Annotated in this window: 12 protein-coding genes; 5 read left to right on the top strand and 7 right to left on the bottom strand. The window is 52.0% G+C overall.

Features of this window, described 5'->3' with window-relative positions:
- Window positions 1-404 precede the first annotated feature (404 nt).
- Window positions 405-1541 (bottom strand): serine hydrolase domain-containing protein, encoded by a 1137-nt coding sequence (locus PRIO_RS08895; protein ID WP_020432441.1) that lies wholly within the window; start codon window positions 1539-1541, stop codon window positions 405-407.
- Between the two features lie 43 nt (window positions 1542-1584).
- The gene (locus PRIO_RS08890; protein WP_020432442.1) at window positions 1585-3558 is read right to left on the bottom strand and encodes a beta-galactosidase trimerization domain-containing protein; all 1974 of its coding nucleotides are present in this window, start codon (window positions 3556-3558) and stop codon (window positions 1585-1587) included.
- Window positions 3559-3719: 161 nt separating this feature from the next.
- On the opposite strand from PRIO_RS08890, the gene PRIO_RS08885 reads away from it, so the two are divergent.
- Window positions 3720-4589, top strand: a complete 870-nt coding sequence (locus PRIO_RS08885; protein ID WP_020432443.1) for a helix-turn-helix transcriptional regulator — start codon at window positions 3720-3722, stop codon at window positions 4587-4589.
- Between the two features lie 60 nt (window positions 4590-4649).
- Here the strand turns inward: PRIO_RS08885 and PRIO_RS08880 are convergent, their stop codons facing one another.
- A complete protein-coding gene (locus PRIO_RS08880; RefSeq protein ID WP_020432444.1) occupies window positions 4650-5534 on the bottom strand; it encodes an AraC family transcriptional regulator in 885 nt (294 codons plus the stop codon).
- A gap of 102 nt (window positions 5535-5636) precedes the next feature.
- On the opposite strand from PRIO_RS08880, the gene PRIO_RS08875 reads away from it, so the two are divergent.
- From PRIO_RS08875 to PRIO_RS08860, 4 genes are all read left to right on the top strand, one after another.
- Window positions 5637-6782, top strand: coding sequence for a glycoside hydrolase family 88 protein (locus tag PRIO_RS08875; RefSeq protein WP_046501942.1), 1146 nt, complete (start codon window positions 5637-5639; stop codon window positions 6780-6782).
- 36 nt (window positions 6783-6818) lie between these two features.
- Window positions 6819-7787 (top strand): alginate lyase family protein, encoded by a 969-nt coding sequence (locus tag PRIO_RS08870; protein WP_020432451.1) that lies wholly within the window; start codon window positions 6819-6821, stop codon window positions 7785-7787.
- A 554-nt stretch (window positions 7788-8341) separates the two neighbouring features.
- A complete protein-coding gene (locus PRIO_RS08865; RefSeq protein WP_020432458.1) occupies window positions 8342-9334 on the top strand; it encodes a YiiG family protein in 993 nt (330 codons plus the stop codon).
- A 204-nt stretch (window positions 9335-9538) separates the two neighbouring features.
- Window positions 9539-10447 (top strand): GNAT family N-acetyltransferase, encoded by a 909-nt coding sequence (locus PRIO_RS08860; RefSeq protein ID WP_052741431.1) that lies wholly within the window; start codon window positions 9539-9541, stop codon window positions 10445-10447.
- 101 nt (window positions 10448-10548) lie between these two features.
- Here the strand turns inward: PRIO_RS08860 and PRIO_RS08855 are convergent, their stop codons facing one another.
- From PRIO_RS08855 to PRIO_RS08840, 4 genes are all read right to left on the bottom strand, one after another.
- A complete protein-coding gene (locus PRIO_RS08855; protein ID WP_046501940.1) occupies window positions 10549-15075 on the bottom strand; it encodes an OmpL47-type beta-barrel domain-containing protein in 4527 nt (1508 codons plus the stop codon).
- 69 nt (window positions 15076-15144) lie between these two features.
- Complete coding sequence (locus tag PRIO_RS08850; protein ID WP_020432009.1) at window positions 15145-16014, bottom strand: carbohydrate ABC transporter permease; 870 nt, start codon at window positions 16012-16014, stop codon at window positions 15145-15147.
- A gap of 19 nt (window positions 16015-16033) precedes the next feature.
- Window positions 16034-16933 (bottom strand): ABC transporter permease, encoded by a 900-nt coding sequence (locus PRIO_RS08845; protein WP_020432015.1) that lies wholly within the window; start codon window positions 16931-16933, stop codon window positions 16034-16036.
- A gap of 23 nt (window positions 16934-16956) precedes the next feature.
- Window positions 16957-18528, bottom strand: coding sequence for an extracellular solute-binding protein (locus PRIO_RS08840; protein WP_020432016.1), 1572 nt, complete (start codon window positions 18526-18528; stop codon window positions 16957-16959).
- Window positions 18529-18785 lie beyond the last annotated feature (257 nt).

The following is an 18785-nucleotide window of genomic DNA, read 5'->3' as shown; positions in this document are numbered from 1 at the left end:
ATGGATCTCCACTCATTCCGGGCTCAAACGAACGATATAACGGCTCCTGAGTCCGAATCATCCAGAAAAGCAGGATTTTTCACAAAATAAGATCTTCTCAGTCCGTTTCATTCCGCAGATGGCCCCCATCCCTCAGGCATCACCTGTAGCCTTTGCAGCTTCCAAGATATCCACATTTTTGGGTATTGCATAATTTCCTAAACCATAAAAAAAGATCACACAGCACTCATTACTTGATGAGAGCCATGCGATCTTTCCTTGTTCTCTCCTTTTTCCAAAGGAGAGAACAAGGAAGAGAATTCAGTAAATGAGGTTGTAGACAACCGGGGGTAATGACAAAGTCCAAGCCCCAACGTCTTCAGGTCACTAGGATGTAACTGTAACGCTTGGTCCGTATTATCTCTTTACAAGCAGGCGTACACGATATTTCTCAATCGCGGATGCACAAAAGGCTCCTGATTGTTCAGCATATGCTGCGCATACATAACGGTCAGCTGCGAAGCCGGATCGATGACGGCCAGGCAGCCGGCGGCGCCGCTCCAGCCAAATTCGCCGAGCGGGCTCAGCGAGCCGCTGCGGGCCTGGGAGATATGGGTTCTGACGCCCAGCCCATAGCTGTAGCCTTTCAGCTGCTCCCAGGAGAAATCGCCGCGCATGCTTTCGGTCAGCTGCTCGGTCCGCATCAGCTCCACCGATGCCGGTGACAGAATACGCACACCGTCCGGGCTTGTTCCCAGATTCGTCAGCGTATTCAAGAATTGGGCGTAGTCGGTCACAGTAGACAGCAATCCCGCCCCTCCGCTCTCGTACTCGGTTCCGAGCCGGAACCCGTTCCCGTCCTTCCGGACGGGCTTGCCCAGCTCATCGCTATATTCGTACTGCGGTGCCAGACGGCTCCGCTTCCCGTCCGGGAGATCAAAGCCTGTGTCGGTCATGCCCAGCGGCCCGGTAATTTCCTCCCGGATATACGTGCCAAACCGCCGGCCATCCACAGCCTCCACGAGGGCTGCAAGGACATCATGGCATAAGCTGTAATTCCACCGGGTACCCGGCTCGAACTGCAGCGGCTCCTTGGCAAGAGCCTCCGCAATGGCACGTGTCGGCATTTTGCCGCCTGTGCGGCTTACTGCTTCCTTAATGGAAGGCAGCTCCAGATCATAGGAGAACCCAGCCGACATGGTGAACAGATCGCGCACCGTAATCGGGTTCACCGCCCGCTCAAATGCGAGTTCGCCTCCCGGCAATCTTTTCTTTACATTCATTTCGGTGTATTCCGGCAGATAGTCTGACAACCGGTCATTCAGCAGGAAGGCACCCTTCTCCAAGAGTTGGAGTGCTGCCGTGCAGGTCATGATCTTGGTCAGCGAGTAGAGATTGATAATCCGTCCATCGTCGATTGGCGTCTTCTCTTCCAGGCTGGCATAGCCGTTACGGTAACGGTAAACCGGTTCGTTGCGGTGCATAACAAGCACCTCCGCCCACGGGATACGCCAGGAGGTGATGCGGTCGATAAATGAAGATAAAGGTTCAAAGTTCATCATTCGTCATCCTCTTTTGGCAAAATATAATTATCAAAATTGAGGCTCATTCATAATCAAGAACCACCATTTGATGGCACTCCAGCACGGGTACCGTGTAGTGAATATTCTGTTCTTCCCGGCTGAAAGAGAGCGGTGTCATCTGCGGAGCCAGATACACATTCTTAACCCGGCCCTCCGTCCGGACAGACACCTGGACATCATATAGCGGGATAATGTCCTCAATCACTTCGATGTTCTCGCCTCTGCGGACCGGCGACGCATACAGCAGATGATTGACCAGGCGCTTCTCCTCCTTCTGTTCCTGCAGCGTGACGACGCCCTGCGCCGGGAGATTTGTATGCAGGGTTTTCTCAGGAAGCAGCCGGTTCAGCGCGTGCAGAACGGTTTCCTTCACAATCAGGCTGCCTTTGGCAGCGTAATCTTCAAATACATTCCATGCGATATAGATTCCATTGCTGTTTTCGACCATGCCGGGTCCACCATTAGTGTAACTGCTCGGGCTATGCTGGTGCGAGCAGAAGGTAAATACATCGCGGTTAAAATACGGGTCTTCACGGCGTCCAAGCTCTGTGCCGCCGGCAAGCTCGATCTTCTGCCCCTGGGCATAAAAGATGAAGGAGGCCTTCTGCAGGCTCCCGGGCTTGAAGGCAGGACGGAAATAATCGGGACGGTAAGGATTGGCTTCCACATGCCGCGCCCCGAAATCGACCGCAAACTGTGTCCCTTCCGGATCAAGCCCGGACCAGCCTGTCGCCAGAATTTTACCGCCATGCTGCAGGAACAGCTCCAATTGGCCGCGCAGCCCTTCATCCACAGCCACATAATCCGGCAAAATCAACACCTTATAGGCTGTGAAATCATGCTCCTTGTCGATGACGTCAAACAGGAATTTCCCCTCCAGCAGTATGCGGGCGGCGCCTGCATCCGATGGCGGCTTGCGCCCGCCGGTCTGTGCCTGCGGGTGAACACCGGCCGCTTCAAGCGACAGCAGCGCGATATCCGCAACGTTCGTCGCCTGAGTGCACCATGCTTCTTTGCTCTCGACCTCTCGGTAAGCTTCTCCGATCAGGGCATAGGTCGCTTCATCCATATGTCCGTCGGGATGCAGCTGATCACCGATTGAACATCCTGCGCCGTTGGCGATGCTGAGTGCGGTTTCATAACGGAGCGCGTTCGGATGCTTATAGCCGCCGAATTCTCCCCAGGACGTATGGAATTTCCCGGTCATGCCCAGGAATTGGACGCCCAGCGTCTGCGCATATCTGGCCGACAGCGGGAAATGGTCATAACCCCAGCCGCCTGTCGGCAGCGATTCCAGCTCCAAATGGTCATTCATAAAAGCCAGATCCCGGCGGCCGCGCGCGATATGTCCGCCGTTATGGAAGATCGGCAGCCCCGGCTTGATGGCTTCGGCCGCTTCCTTCACCCTGGCCGTATAATTGGCATAGGTTCTCTCCCAGAGTCTGCGCATCGCCTGCTCATCCCGCGGATCTCCGCCCTCGCGCCGCACGCTCTCTATACAGCTGTGACAGTAACATTTGCGCACACCGACAATATCGAAGAACAGGCCGTCCAGATCATAGCGTGACACGACCTCGCGGGTCTGGGCAATCAGGATATCCAGGTAAGGCGTGTTCATGCAGAACTGGTGATATCCCGGTTCCAGGAAGCCTTTCACCCAGTTCGTCTGATCGTTTTCGTCCCGGATAAGCCATTCCGGATGGCGCCTGGCCAGCTTCTCATCCAGACCGGCCGACAGATATACCGGCGTCTTTACGTTAATTTCATGGGCGGCTTCAATCTGGGCTCCAAGTAAATCGAAGCTCAGCCCGGGATGAATCTCATTGGCCTCCGACGGATGATAGGCCCAGCCATGGTGGCATTTGGAGAAGACTGTGACAGAATCCACGTTGCCCAGCTTCAGCATCTCCTGAAACTGTTTTTTGTCAAAACAGGCTCCGATTGGTGTTATGGCTTCGGAGGTGTGATAATCGAGATGAACCTGACGAAATCGCATGTTTTCCCTTCCTTTCCGGATCTTATACCTTCAGTATAATGACTTCTTCCGGGATCTTACAGGTCCTGAATCGACTTATAGTAGCACATTTTCTACCTTATTGAATTTTACCATGCTACAATGAAACCATTGATAACAGGTTCTGAAAGGAGCACCCTGCAATGAATTGCCTGGAGCTTGCCATCCCCCCGCTGCCGCAGCTGGTGACCATCGGCCATGCCTTTTGGCCGCCGGGGCAAAAACATGAAACCCGTTCGTTCGATGTATATGACATGCTGTTTGTCATGAAGGGCACCCTGTATATGACGGAAGATGAGGTGCCCTACGAAATCAAGGCAGGCACCATGCTGGTGCTCGAACCGGGCCGCAGGCATACCGGGCATCGTCCTTGTGAAGAAATCACGGAAATTTACTGGATTCATTTTGTTCATCCGGCACCGGTCCGAACAATCGATAGCGGAAAAATCCCCTGGTCCTTTCCCTATGTCAAAGGGACAAATCTCGATGTGGCTCCGCAGCAGCAGGTGATGTATATTCCGAAGTTTACCGTTTTGCATCCTCCCGGCGTTCTGCCGTTCCTGGAGCAGATGGTGGAGCTTCATCAGGCCTTGTCTCCGGCAAGCTCCTTACCGCTGCAGACGCAGCTTGCCGGTCTTCTGGTCCAATTGCAGGCTGCCGCAAAAATGCAATATGCCCCCCGCGCAAGACAGCTCTGCGATCAGACAATCGCCTACCTCCAGCAGCACCTGACCCGGCCCTTCGACGCCAGGCACATGGAGCAGACGCTTCATTTCCGGTTCGATTATCTCGCCCGGTGCCTCAAAACATACACAGGGATGAGTCCGCTCCAGTATCTGCATGATCTGCAAATCAAGAAGGCTAAATCATTGCTGGAAAACATGGAGCTTTCCGTATCGGAAGTAGGCCGGCAGGTTGGCATTGAAAATGCCAATTACTTCATCCGGCTGTTTCGGAAACAAACTGGGGTCACCCCCGGAAGCTACCGCCAGATCAGGAACGGAAAGGCTTAAAAGCCGGGACAAATCCGGCTTACCCGGTGCCGGGATAAGGCCGGCGCGGGAACCCGTCCGCTATTTGGCCGTATGGTGAAGCGCCGAACGGTAGTCCAGGGGCGTCATGCCTTTGTGTTTTTTGAACAGCTTGCAAAAATAAGGGGCGCTTAGCCCCCCGACCTCGCGGGCGATTCTCTGTACGGACTGCCCGGAGCTCCCCAGCAGCACGCAGGCTTCACGGATTCTTCTGGCCGTGACATAATCCGTGAGCGATACCCCGGTGTACTGTTTGAACAAATGGGATACATAGTAGGAGGACAGATGCAGCTCCCCTGCCAGCAGCTCCAGACTGAAGGGCTGCCGGAAATGATCTTCGATCCAATCCATAACCGATTCGATATGGGCCGTTGTTTTAACAGACCAGCCTTCCGGCGGCAGTTCCTCCCCGGAGATAACCGCCAGCTGGAGATACCGCAGCAAGGAGATCAGGAACAGGATGCGGGCCTCCTCCTGCCCCTCCCCCGGTTCAAGTACGGCCTGAACATGACTCTCCACCGCTCCCATCAGCCGGCTGTCATCAACAGCAAATCTGGGCGAAGACAGCGTCCCCCTGGATAAAAAGCGGAGAAACGCCTCCAGCTTGGGATATGGAGCCAAAAACGGCTCCAGATACCGGGGCTCAAAGGTCAGGTTCGTCCGGACATAGCGGACATCCCGGGCATCCCTTGGGGCGGGAATCTCCACCTTGTGCAGCTGGTACGGCTGGAAGCAGAACAACGATCCTCCTTGCAGTTCATAGGTGCGGCCCTCCACCTCCACGATCCCTTGCCCTTCATGGATAAATAACAATTCCAGACCCTGATGTGCATGAAATTTATGAAAGTGGTCCTCCTGCAGCTCATCCCGGAAAGCCAGAAAAAAGCTGCTGTGACCCGGATCCACATGTTCAATGTGTGACGCCAACGCGAACGCCTCCCCGTTGCTATAATCGCAATTTGGTTACATTTTAGCACAACCGGCAATCATTCGTCCGGTTATATAATAGAGGCAGCATGATAACGCGAAATGGAGGATACCACTATGTGGGCACAAGCCATCGAAGACGCCTTGCGCGTAGTTTCACACAATATTGAGCGATTTGGAGACAAGTTCCCCGTTACAAGCACCCAAGGAGACCGGATCTACCGGCTGACTCCCGGTAACGATTGGACCGAGGGCTTCTGGACCGGGATGCTCTGGCTGTCTTATGAATACTCCAGAGACCCCCGGTTTCGGACGGCCGCTATGACAACCTTGGACAACTTCCGGGAGCGTCTTGAGCACCGGGTGGGCCTGGAGCATCATGACATCGGATTTCTCTATTCTCCCTCCATCAAAGCCCATTGGATTCTGGAACGGGACGAAAGCTCCCGGTCCGCCGCCTTGCAGGCAGCGGATGTTCTGCTGGAAAGATGGCGCGAAATTCCGGGAATTCTCCAGGCGTGGGGCCCCAAAAATGATCCCGAGAACGGCGGCCGCATTATCATTGATTGCCTGATGAATTTGCCTTTGCTGCATTGGGCTTACCAGCAGACCGGCCGGGAAGCCTACCGTCAGGCCGCCGAGCAGCAGACGGCCATGAGCCGCCGTTTTCTGGTCCGTGGAGATGACTCCACGTACCATACCTTTTACTTTGATCCGGTGACCGGAGACTCGATCCGCGGAGGGACCCACCAAGGGAGCCGGGACGGCTCGACCTGGACCAGAGGCCAAGCCTGGGGTATTTACGGTTTCGCGCTGGCCTACCGGTATATGCGGCAGCCCGGGCTGCTGGAAACCTCCAAGCGGCTCGCCCGCTATTTTGTGGACCGGCTTCCTGAGGATAGCGTGGTGTTCTGGGATTTCGATGTGCCGCAGATTCCCGAGACCAAACGGGACAGCTCCGCTGCAGCCATTGCCGCATCGGGCATGCTGGAGCTGGTTGAGCTGCTTCCAGAGCACGACGCTGACCGGGAATGGCTGGCGCAAGCTGCCCGGAGAATCGTTGCCTCCCTTGCCGCCAACTACTCCACGAAGGGGGAGCCGGATGCACAAGGACTGCTGAACCGAGGTTCCTATGCCGTCCGGCTTGATATTTCGCCTGATGATTATGTGATCTGGGGGGACTATTTTTATCTGGAGGCCTTGATGCGGCTGGAGCGCGGAGTGCCGGGCTATTGGTATGAACGGTAACGACTTGAGCCGGAAACCGAAAGGATAGATGCACTTATGAACACCCAGCCTGCATTACAACAGCTGCTGCAAGTTGCAAATGACAGTATGTCCGTTAGCTGCCACGCCGTTCCGGCATGGGATATTCCCGGCTTTTATTTCGACATGGCCGGCCATCAGGCAGCCAAACGGTTGATGGAAGAGGATGCCCAGGCGGCCTGCACAACGGCGTTGGCCTTCGGCCACACCGGCAGGGCCGAATATGCGGATAAAGCGCTGGAATTGATTGATGGCTGGGCGGCCATCAACAAGGTGCTGACCGGTGATGACGGCCCGCTGGTCTCCGCCTATCTGGGAACAGGGCTGATCCAGGCGGCCGGGCTGCTCCAAGGCTATTCCGGCTGGCGCAAGGAGAACCAAGACCAGTTCATTGCCTGGATGACCGGTGTGTGCCTGCCCGAGTGGGATCGCATTCCGCTCCGGAACAACTGGTGGAGCTGGAGCTTGTATGCCCAATTATCCTTGTTCCGCCTGATGGGCGACCAAGCCCGTTTTGCTGAAGAAGTCGCCAACCTCAAGGAGCATATAGACAGCTCTCTTGAAACTTCCGGACTCATTCCGGAAGAAACAACAAGAGGAAGCAATGCGGTCTGGTATCATTATTTCTCCCTTGCTCCCCTCACGGCTGCCATCAAGCTAGTCGCTGACACTACCGGCGAGAATTTGTTCCACTGGACCTCTCCGGGCGGAAAAAGCGTCAAGAAGGCACTCGATACCTTCTTTTATTATGCCGATGGGCGCATAGCGGAATGGCCTTACGGCGACGCTCAGAAATTCCCGGCTCCGCTGGCTTCCGATACATGGCCGCTGGATTTGTACGAAGCCATGTCCAGGATTTACAGTGATCCTGAATATGAACGTTTCGTTTCCCCTTATCGCCCGATAACCGGGAATAAAAACATTAACAGCGGCTATTATCAGTCCTACGCCTGGATTTTTCCCGAGCTCCAGTTCACACCCGGATAGCGGGGTGCTGCGCAGCTAGATGCTGTACCTCCAGACACTGCGTTGACAGACCCAACAGAGCCTTGGACAATTTCGTCCAAGGCTCTGTTTTTGTACAGGATGGCATGATCTCCCTGCGTTAGCAAGGTATGAACTCCCTTCATTGCAGACTAAGCAAGTGAAGCGGTTGGAAGAAGTGTTTGGTTTTTAAACACATCCAAGTAAGTTAATTTGTGTAATGAAGAAGGGAAGCGGATCTATCCGTAAGCTGCCCCTGTTCGAAATGATTTGATGCTCAGGCTGGGCCAGCAACATTCAATTGCAATTTATCCAGCAGTATTAGGCGAAAAAGGTGCTTTTGACTCAAAATCAAGAATTTTAATAATTTTGCTACTCAAGTCTCAAGACCTATTCACCAAATAATTTTAAAATTGAAAAGATGTTTTTTACAATCAACATTGATATGCGGCGAAGAGGGAATTTAATCGGCCAGAAGAGACCAGTTGTTCCCCCTCCTATTCAGACATCTTACAAAAGAAAAGCACGTTAAATTACTCAGTCGGAGGAATCACTTTTTGAGAAAACTATCATTCGTTATTGCTGTTATCCTGTTAGGTGCAATGTTGTCCGCTTGTTCTGCCATTACATCCACCGTCGATCAAGCGCCTGCAGGCGTTACGTCCGGCGAGAGGAAAGAAATCGATAAATACAATGCGTATGTGGGGCTGAATAACCTGATGACAGGTAGAATTAATGAGGTTCTGGTTCATTATTTCGAGAAGTTCGGAGTTGATACACAGCCTGTAATCGAGAAGAACTTCAGCTTCATCATGCTCGACGTTGCTGAAACTGAGCGGGAAGTTGTTGATAAAGCGAACGGCTATACTGCAAGCCAGCCTGCTTTTGCGGACGCAGACCCTCTAGTGATCAAACTGACACCGGTCATCAAAGATTTGTTGTCCGTCCTGGACGATATGAAAGCCTACTATGATACAAGGGGCTACGTGGATGATGATTTCGCAAAAGGAAAACAGCTGCATACCAAGGTGGTAAGTGCCAATATCGCTTACGAGACTGTCGCCAACCAATACTTCACGGCTTTGCAAAAATTGGGTAATGAGCAGCGGCTGGCTGAACTGCAAAAACTCAAGGATGCAGACCAGCAGATCAGGTATAATGCCTTGAAGTTCATGATAGATGCCGAGGCTACGGCCATTGAAATGGATGAACAGGGAATCACCGCCGGCAATGTGCTGCAGCTTGATATGACGAAGTTTAAAGCCAAATACGACATCATGACCGCAGATCTGAGTGCGCTCATGACAATCTTAAAAGACAAGGAACGAATTCAAAAAGAAGGGATTAACAGCTTCAGTATCGAGAGCTATGTTCATTCAGCCACTGAGGCAAAGGCAGCCGCTTCAAAAATCATTGAACGCATCAATAAGAAGGAACCTGTATCTGATTCTGACCTGAACGGCCAGTTCTTGAACACTACAGATGGTACACCTGAGAATTTCAATTATCTTCTAAGCAAGGCAGTCGAACGATATAATGAAATGAATTAAGCGTGTCTAATGGCTGAGCCTGCGAAATCAATAGAATGATAATTGGATTCAGACACGACGGCAGCCGGCCAGATGATCGGCTGCCTTTTCGTTACGCTCCCTCGGGCAGGATAGTTTAGTTATACCTGATGTTTACCTTATATAATAAAACTTCCAATAGTAAACTGTAGGAGTGTGAACATAAAGACCATAGGGGGAATAGTTGTGTTTTCTAATGAAAATATAGATATTGATGAAATAGACTTAATTAATGATTACAAAGATCGTAAAGTTTACAGAGATAGTTTTAATGATCTAGCGTCTCTGGTCTTTGATCTTAACTTTGAAGATTGGTACCAGAAAGGATTCTGGGATGATCGTTATATATGCCATTCCTTCATCAGAGAGGATGTCGTCATTGCCAATGTTTCAGTTAGCAAAATGGACTTGTTGATAAACGGGTCAAATAAAAAAGCGATTCAAATTGGAACGGTTATGACTCATCCCGATTTTAGGGGGAAAGGACTTTCTGGAAAATTGATGAGGCATGTTCTAGATATTTATGAGCACGATTGTGATATCTTTTTCTTATTCGCTAATAGTACTGTGATTGATTTTTACCCAAAATATGGATTTAAATCTGTTGGTGAATCACAATTGAAGCTTAAATATTATCCCACTCCACATGCGGATACCACCTTGCGCAAGCTGAATTGCTCCAATAAAGAAGACTTGGCATTTATCAAAAAAATGGTTTTGTCTCGCAGACCTGTTTCAGATCAATTTGGTGTTAGTAATAACCAAGGACTCTTTATGTTTTACGCTATAAAAGTATTTCCCGAATCAATATATTATTCGCAAGAGGACGAGGCTATTATTGTCTATCAACAAGAAGATCATGTACTAAATCTATATGATGTAGTTAGCCAATCTTACGTTAACTTAAATCGATTAATTAATCGTATTGCTAATGAACAAACAGGATATATTCATTTTCATTTCACACCGGATCCATTCACTGATAAAGTACCGTATGAGTGGATGGACAACAACGGTGATGTGCTCTTTATAAAGTCTAACTTTACCTTAGACAAAAATTCAAAGTTCTGTGTGCCTTTATTAGCACATGCTTAATATTATATATTACGGGGAACAACGGCTGCGCTGTCCAGTAGAGGACGACGCAGCCGTTGTGTTCATTCTTACTCCAATTCAACCGCAGATCGGTCCTAAGCTTAGTCCTGCGTTCCCACCCTTCCCAAGATATCGTTCGCATCCCGCAGCAGATAGGAAGCGGCTTCAGACTGGATATGCTTGCCGTTTTGGGCCTGCACCTGATGAATGAAGGCCTCCACTTGACCGTGGTCCAGTTTCGTGCTCAGACTGTTCGCAATGCCGTGGTTGTCAATCCACGATTTTTGCCTGAACAGGCTGACCAGCGCTTTCAGCGAATGAACGTCGGCATAGGTGGAGAACGTCACTGTGCGCTCCTGCGTATTCCCCGCGCCATCGCTGGCGGACACGGCCAACGTGTGGCTGCCAAGATCCAGCGTGTACAGCGGAACCGAAGCCCCCTGCTCTACCGCTTCACTATCCAGCAGCGCAGCGGTCTTGCCGTCAGCCACCCCGGATATGACATCGGCGGCGGTCCACGATAATGTCAGCGTTTCCGCACCTGCATAAGCTCTCGCGGCCGGTTCCGCAACGGTTAGTTCAGGGGCGCTGCCATCCAGCTTGAAGCTCAAGGTCTGAATGTCGCCCGTATTTCCGGCGGAGTCAACCGAGCGGTACTGTACCGAATAGCGTCCATCCCGGCTGAAGGTTACCGGCCCCTGGTATGGCAGCCAATCTGTACCGCCATTTACGCTGTATACGGTGTCAGTCACACCAGAATCCGTATCTGAAGCTTTCAGCTCTACTGTCACCGGGTGAGTATACCAGCCGTCCGAACCGTCAGGAAGTGCAGGGGTCATAACAGCTGTAGTTACAGGAGCGGCCCGGTCAATCATTGTAAACTTGACGTCGTCAATCCACATTGCGCTGAAGCCGCCCACATAGAAACCTACCGTTCCTGACGGGTTATGGGCAGAATCTGTACCATCCAATCTCAGTTCACCGTTCACATATACGCGGATGCTGGAACCCTCGGCCAGAACACGGATGTTGTATTCCGTATCCGGCTGCAGGTCTGCGGCTGCAAAATTCTTGGTTTGAAGCACCGTCCAATTCGGGCTGTACAGAATCCACTGCGAGGTGCCATCTGCCAATTTTTTGTATGCGATCTTGCCGGAGTTGCCGGAGGCGGTACGGTCATACACATAAAATGTACCCGCTTCCGGCATGTCCGCTGGTGTTTTCAGCTTGAAGGTCAGATCGTAGTCCGTAAAAAGCTTCGGATGAAGCGCGGAAGCCCCCTTCAGTATTTTGTACATTTTGTTTCCGTTCACCGTCACAATGCTGCGGTTCGGATCTACCGGCCATCCGTTCGCTCCTGTATCGTAATCCGTGAAGTGAAGGATATTCGAAACCACGATCCGGGCTGAGGCTGAAGCCGACGGATTGACGGCCGAGGCAACGGTTACCACAGCCTCCCCTGTGCCCAGAGCCGTGACGGTTCCGTTCCCATCGACAGAAGCGATCTCCGGATGGCTGGACTTCCAGACAACAGCACGATTCTCGGCGTCCGACGGGTCGAACTGGACCTGCAGCTGCTGCTGCTCATTCATCACCATGTTGACGCTGCTCTTATCGAGCAGCAAGCCAGCCACATCCTTTGTCGGCACCGTAAATTTGATGTCGTCGAACAAGAGATAGTCGAAGCCGCCGGCGTAGAATCCGACTTTGCCGGAAGGATTAGAGGTCGGATCAGTGCCCTTCAGCTTGAGCTTGCCATCCAGGTAGACACTGATCTCGTGGCCCTTGACAATGATCTTCATGGTGTAGACGGTATCCGGCAGCAGGTCCTGAGTGGCCAGCGTATTCTGCTTCACCGTACCCCAGGCCGCATTATAGAGAATCCAGGAAGAGGTTCCGTCGGCCAGCTTCTTGTATCCGATTCTGCCTCCGCTGCCGCCCGGATTCAGCCGGTCGAACACATAGAGCGTCGCCGATTCCGGGATCACCGGAGGCGTCTTCAGCTTGAAGGTCAGCTCGTAGTTGCTGAAGTCGTTCTCGTTCAGCGTTGTAGCACCCTTCAGCAGCTTATACATGTGGTTGCCGCCGTCAGTCTCCACAATGGTCCGGTTCGCATCCATCGGCCAGCTGTTCCGGCCGTTTTCAAAAGTCGTTTCATCCATTATCCCGTCTCCGACCTCGACCGTCACCTGGACTTCGTCCTTCAAGAGAGGGTTGTCTGCGGAGGCTGCCGTGATGACTGCATTCCCCAGATTAACCCCCTTCAGCTTGCCGTCTGCGTCCACCTTCACTACAGAAGGATCGCTGGAGGTATACTGCAATTTATTATTCGTTGCATTCCAGGGAAGAACTGCCGAGTACAAGCTGTACGTTTTTCCGATACCCAGGGTTACCGCATCCTCATACAGCACGACTCCTTTGACAGGGATCACATCCGGAGCCAGATAAGGGCCGGCCTTGCCTATAATCCCCATCTCGCTGAAGGGAACCGTCTGGAAGCCGGGAATCTGCTGGAACACCTCGGCATTCGCCTTCAGATTCAGATCACCGCCCGCCAGGTTTACGAATCCCGGATCGCGGTCCGTCACCCAGTTGTTCGCGTATTGAACCAGTTTTAACTTATCGTAGGCTCCATTCTCATTTAGGTTGGGGCCTCTCGTTTTGGTCGGATTGTAGATCACATTGTTCTGGAACGTGTTGGTGTCAGGATAATACCGGTTCTCCGTGAAGAAATCGGCCAGCTCCGGGTACTTGGTCAGATGCGGCATGCCGGCGAAGTTGTTGTATTTTTCGAATAAGGCATGCCACGGCTGCATATAGTTTTTGTTGATCTGCTGCTCCGGCCCGTCACCCAAGTACATATCCGAGTACTCATAAGGAACCTTAGCGTCAATAAAGAGATTGTTCTTGGTGCGGATATGCGATCCGCCGTTGTTCAGAATGGCGGAATTGCCCATCCGGTAGAAAATATTTTGTTCAATCGTCATCCCCATCGTGAAATTGTCCGGATAGACGCCCTGCACACCCGCTTTGCTTTCCCCGATATGGTGGAAGTAATTCCCCCGGATGACCGAACCCCGCTCCTGCGGCGCAGCACCCAGATTCATGTAGATCGCGCCGAGATCCGAAAAGGTTTTGCAGACATCATAGATGTTGTTGTATTCCACTACCTGGTCGTTCCCGAAGATCAGAATACCGGGATGCGGGGCATCGTGAATTTCATTATGGGAAATGCGGTTGCCTGCTCCCGTCAGAATCACGGCCGGGTTGTACGCTTTATGGTAATAGGCAAAATCATGGATATGGCTGTTCTCCACCACATTATTGCCTGGCGCAAGCGTCAGCCTGTCCCCGCCGTTCAGAATGACTCCCGTTCCTCCGACATGATGGATATGCGTGCTGACAATCGCATGGTTAACCCCTGTGCCCTTGGCGAAGTCATTGTACAGCCAGCGGCTCTGGGTATTGATCCGTACGCCGCCTTCGGTGAAGTTGCGGATTTCGCAGTGCACCAGCCGGACACTGTCGCCGCCCATGATGACCGCCCCCGAATCCCGCCCATTCTCCAGAATCAGATCCTCAAAGGTGACAAAAGACGTATTTAACGTACTGATCATGGGGGTCTTCAGCATGGACACGGTAATTTCCGGGTTTGCCGCCTGGAAGGCTGCTGTGGGCATGAAATACAGCTTGCCTTTGCTCCGGTCAATATAATATTCTCCCGGCATGTCGATCTCTTCCAGCAGGTTCTGGGCGAAATGGAAGTCCGGGTACCAGTTTTTAAAAAGTCCGCTCATCTCCCCGTAAGCCAGCGTGATGGACTTGTTCTGCGTATCAATCGAAGCGATTTTGTTATATGACCATTCCCAGCTGTAGCCGAAGATCCCGTCCAGCCAGATATCATCCGCCTGGGTCCAAAGATCAGGCCGTTCATAGGTGTACGTAAAGGTGCCTCCGCGTGTCTGCAGATCAGCATCTTTACGGGTCGGACCGGGGTCAATAATATTGCCCATCTGGACCGTCCCTTTGTTGGGCCACCGGGCCAGGGTCATTCCTTCGCCTTCGATGTACAGCTCCATGGGCGGAGTCTGGCTAACATCGTTGGCTTTGTAATATCCATGGCGGCTCATGACCCCGTAATCGGTAATGCCATGCCCCTTCAGGTCTGCCTGCAGAACCTTGGATCTTGCGTCTGTGCTGATGATCCGGTTCAGGACCGACGGGTCTGTCACCGGGGTGAACCACCCTTTCTGGAGCTGCCGGCCACCGCTCAGCCTCACGGATTCGCCAGGATAAGCCTTGTAGGTAACCGGTTTGTCCGCCGTCCCCGAATCCTGCTCCTCCAGCAGGAAGCTTCCGGTCCGGTTGTATGTGCCGCCCCGCAGATACACGGTAACGCCGCCGTCAGGCAGTCCCGCGCCCTGCTTCAGCTGGCGGATAGCATCTCTGGCCTTCTCCAGGGTAAGGAAGGGCTTATCCTTGGTCCCTGAATTGGAATCGCTTCCATTTTCAGATACATAATAGACTGCTTCGGAACTGTGTGACTCCTCTGCTTGAATCGCCGCGGCCGGGAAACATCCTACTATTAACGCAATGATCGATAAGACAATGAACGTTCTTTTTTTCATTTTATTTACATACCTCCTTATCGATTGGAGTATCTGAAAGGGAACCGTGAGGTTCCCTCGAAGCGGAGCTTACCCTTTCACTGAACCAATCATCGTTCCTTTCTCAAAGTATTTAAGCAAGAACGGGTAGAGAACAAGCACCGGCAAGGAGCATACGATCACTGATGCCATCTTTAGACTCTCCGGTGCAGGAGGTGTCAGATTCGTAGCCGTAGTGAACGGGTCCAGCTTGTTCTCAATGAGAATCTGCCGGACGACTTGCTGCAGCACGTACTTCGACTGATCGGTGACATACAGCAGATTATCCATAAATGCATTGATGTGGTGAACGAGCGACCAGAGCCCGATCGTCACCAGGGACGGGATGGAGAGCGGCAGCACAATGCGGAACAAGATCCGCATGTCCCTGGCTCCGTCGATGCGGGCCGCCTCAATCAGCGCATCCGGTATGGACCGGAAGAATGAGAGCATCACCAGAACCTGGAAGGCATTAGCTGCTGTAGGCAGTACATAAACCCACCGCGAATTCAGCAAATGCAGTTCTTTGATGAGCAGATAGTTCGGGACGATGCCCCCCTCAAAGATCATAGTGAACAGTATCAGCATGATCAGGACACGCTTCATAGGAAAATCCGGGCGTGACAGCGGATAGGCGGCGCAGACGGTGACCAGCAGCGTCAAGAGCGTTCCCACCACCATGCGGAACACGGTATTGGCATAACCCGACCAAATGAACGGATATTCCAGCAGCTCCCGGTACGCCCTCCATTCAAAGTCCCGTGGAAAAAAGTGAAATCCGCTCCGGAGCGCTTCCCCGCGTCCGCTGAAGGAAACCGCCGTAACATGAATGAATGGGTATACGACGATCAGCGCGAGCAATGATAACACCAAATAGATGATAGCGGGTGTAATAAGATCCTGCCATTTTCTCGTCTTCATGACTGACTTCCTCCTGCTCCTACCATAATCCGTTTTCCCCTTTGCTCAGCTTCTTCACGGTCAGATTGGCACCCAGAATGAGCACAAGTCCCACAAGCGACTTGAATAAGCCGATAGCTGCTGTGTAGCTGTATTGGAATTGCTGCAGGCCGACCCGGTAGACGTAAGTATCGATAACATCGCCTGTTTCAAAGGTGACCGGGTTAAGCAGATTGATGATTTGTTCAAAATTTGCACTTAAGAAACCGCCGAGACTGAGGATAAACATAATCGATATGGTAGGCATGATCGACGGGACATTGATCCGGATGATCCGCTGCCAGCGGTTCGCCCCGTCGATGATGGCCGATTCCTGAATTTCCGGGTTAATCCCCGACAAAGCGGCGAAATAGATGATGGAACCCCAGCCCAAGTCTTTTAGTATGGAGGAGCCTACGACGATGGACCGGAAATATTCCTTTTTGCCCATGAAGAAGATAGGCTCCTTTCCGAACCAGCCCATGATGTCAGCCATAATCCCTGTAGTCGGCGACAGAAAATAGATGAGCAGACCCGACATGATTACCCAAGAGACGAAATGGGGCAGATACATCGTCGTCTGAATGAATCTCTGGAAATACCGGGAGCGGACCTCGTTCAGCAGAATCGCCAGAATAATCGGAGCCGGGAATGCAAAGACCAGCTGATAAAAGTTCAAAAGCAGGGTGTTTTTAAGAAGACGGTAAAAGTCGCTGCTCTGAAACAGCTCCTGGAAATGCTGAAATCCTACCCACGGACTCCCCCATATTCCATCCACGACCTTGAAATCCTTAAATGCAATGACCACGCCATACAGCGGACCATATTTAAAAACAATGAAAAACGCAAAGGCAAACAGAAACAGCGCCAATAATTCTCCATGCTTTCGTATGGTTTTCATCTTACACTCCCCTGAAACGCTATTTATTTTTTGAATTGAGCCTGGTACATCTCGTTGGCTTCTTTGGTCAATTCATCGCCGCCTCTGGATTTCCATTCCGCAACGAACTTATCGAAATCTTCGAGCGGAATTTCACCGCTGATGATTTGGGCGAAATATTTCTGCATCAGTGAAGTCAAATCGTTTTTGTATTTGCCGTCGGAAGGCAGCGCCGAGAACAACAGCGCATCCGTCTGTCTGGGAGCGGAGGAATAGGTTTTAATCGCTTCATTCAGAGCAGGATTGGAATACTTCTCGCGGTATGCCTGCGTCGTGATGTTGCCGAGCGAGAAGAGCCGGATGCCGGCCTGGTCGCGTTCCTCTGCCTTCTCGAAGCCGGCCTTAAACTGGGTAGCTCCTGAAGTTGCTCCGCTCTCCGTGAAGTCCCAATGGGTCCCTTTTACCCCGAGGCTGGTCATATTGATGGTTTCTTCGTCAGTGCTCTCTGCCCTCAAGATCTCGAACAGTTTGTTGAGCTTCTCCGGCTGGTCCTTCACTTTGTTGCTGATCACGATAAAGTTGCTCTTCACTCCCCAATCCCACGAGCCGTCGCCGCCGGGACCCTTCGGATTCTTGGTGAACACCAGCTCCGCACTCGGATTCAGGGACTTCATTTCCGTCACGGTCGCTGCATCCGGGAGCGCACCCTTAGCAATCTGCTCCTCGATCACACCGATCCGGTTATTGTAGAGTTTTTTGCGGTAGGAATCCTGGGTATCGGTGATAAATTCAGGATCAATAACCCCGTCAGCGAACCACTGCCGCAGCTTAGCCAGGGCTTCCTTCGTTTCCGGCATGACAGAGCCGTTCATGATCTCCCCGTTCTTCTCATGCCACATCGTCGGCTCCACACCGAACGCACCGAAGATGGAGTAGAAGCCGGATGACCAGGTGGAGGTTGCCGTACCTGTCAAGCCGTACGTATCTTTTTGGCCATTTCCGTCCGGATCCTTCTGTGCAAAGGCATAGATGGCCTTCTCGAACTCATCCAGCGTCTCGGGAGCCTTCGTTATGCCTACCTTATCCAGCCAATCCTTGCGCCAGAGCATCCCTAAATCATATGGCTTCAAATCGATGAACATGGGGATGGCCCATAGCTTATCGTCAATAGTCACCGTTTGGAACAGCGCATTGTTTTTTTCAATATCCGCGTAATATTCCGGCATCTTTTCCTTCAGCATGTTCTGGTCCAGGTTCATCAGGACGCCCTGGTTCTGATATGCCGTCACATTGGCGGGATCGCCAAGCATGAAGATATCGGGAACCTCACCGGAGGCAATACTGGCATCCGTTACCTTTACCGGCTTGATCTTTACATTGAACTTCTCTTCCAGCCACTTCTGGACTTGGGAGTTTTCTACAACCCCCGGAGCCTGAAGATGGATGCCCCAGGTAATTTCCATAGGAGCTTCTGCTTTTGTTCCGGCATTTGCGCCTGCGCTGGCATCCGGTGCCGCCGCATTGTTCCCGCCGTTGCCGCCGCAGCCGGCCAGCAGGCCCGCTGTCAACATTGCGGGTAGAAGGGTTTTGCTGAATTTCTTGAGTTTCATCTGCACTGGTAGTCCCCCTATTAAAACAAGTATGTTCACCGCCATGTTCACCGCCGCCCGGCTTTGGTCCGGGTGATGGTAGCGGTTACAACATTTACGATAAGCTTCTCCGCCAAGGTACACAATCCTCTGTTTCGATTCTTTTTATGTTTTTGGCCACTTCTGCGGCTGAAACCGCATTATGTTTTTCTGTTTTTTTAATGTTTTTCCGGCTTCCCCTTCCCGGAGGACACTTCTGTGATATAATCCCCGTATTGATGTTT

It is taken from the genome of Paenibacillus riograndensis SBR5 (genome assembly GCF_000981585.1).
Taxonomy (GTDB): Bacteria; Bacillota; Bacilli; order Paenibacillales; family Paenibacillaceae; genus Paenibacillus_AQ; species Paenibacillus_AQ riograndensis.
This window is presented reverse-complemented; position numbering and strand designations above follow the sequence as displayed.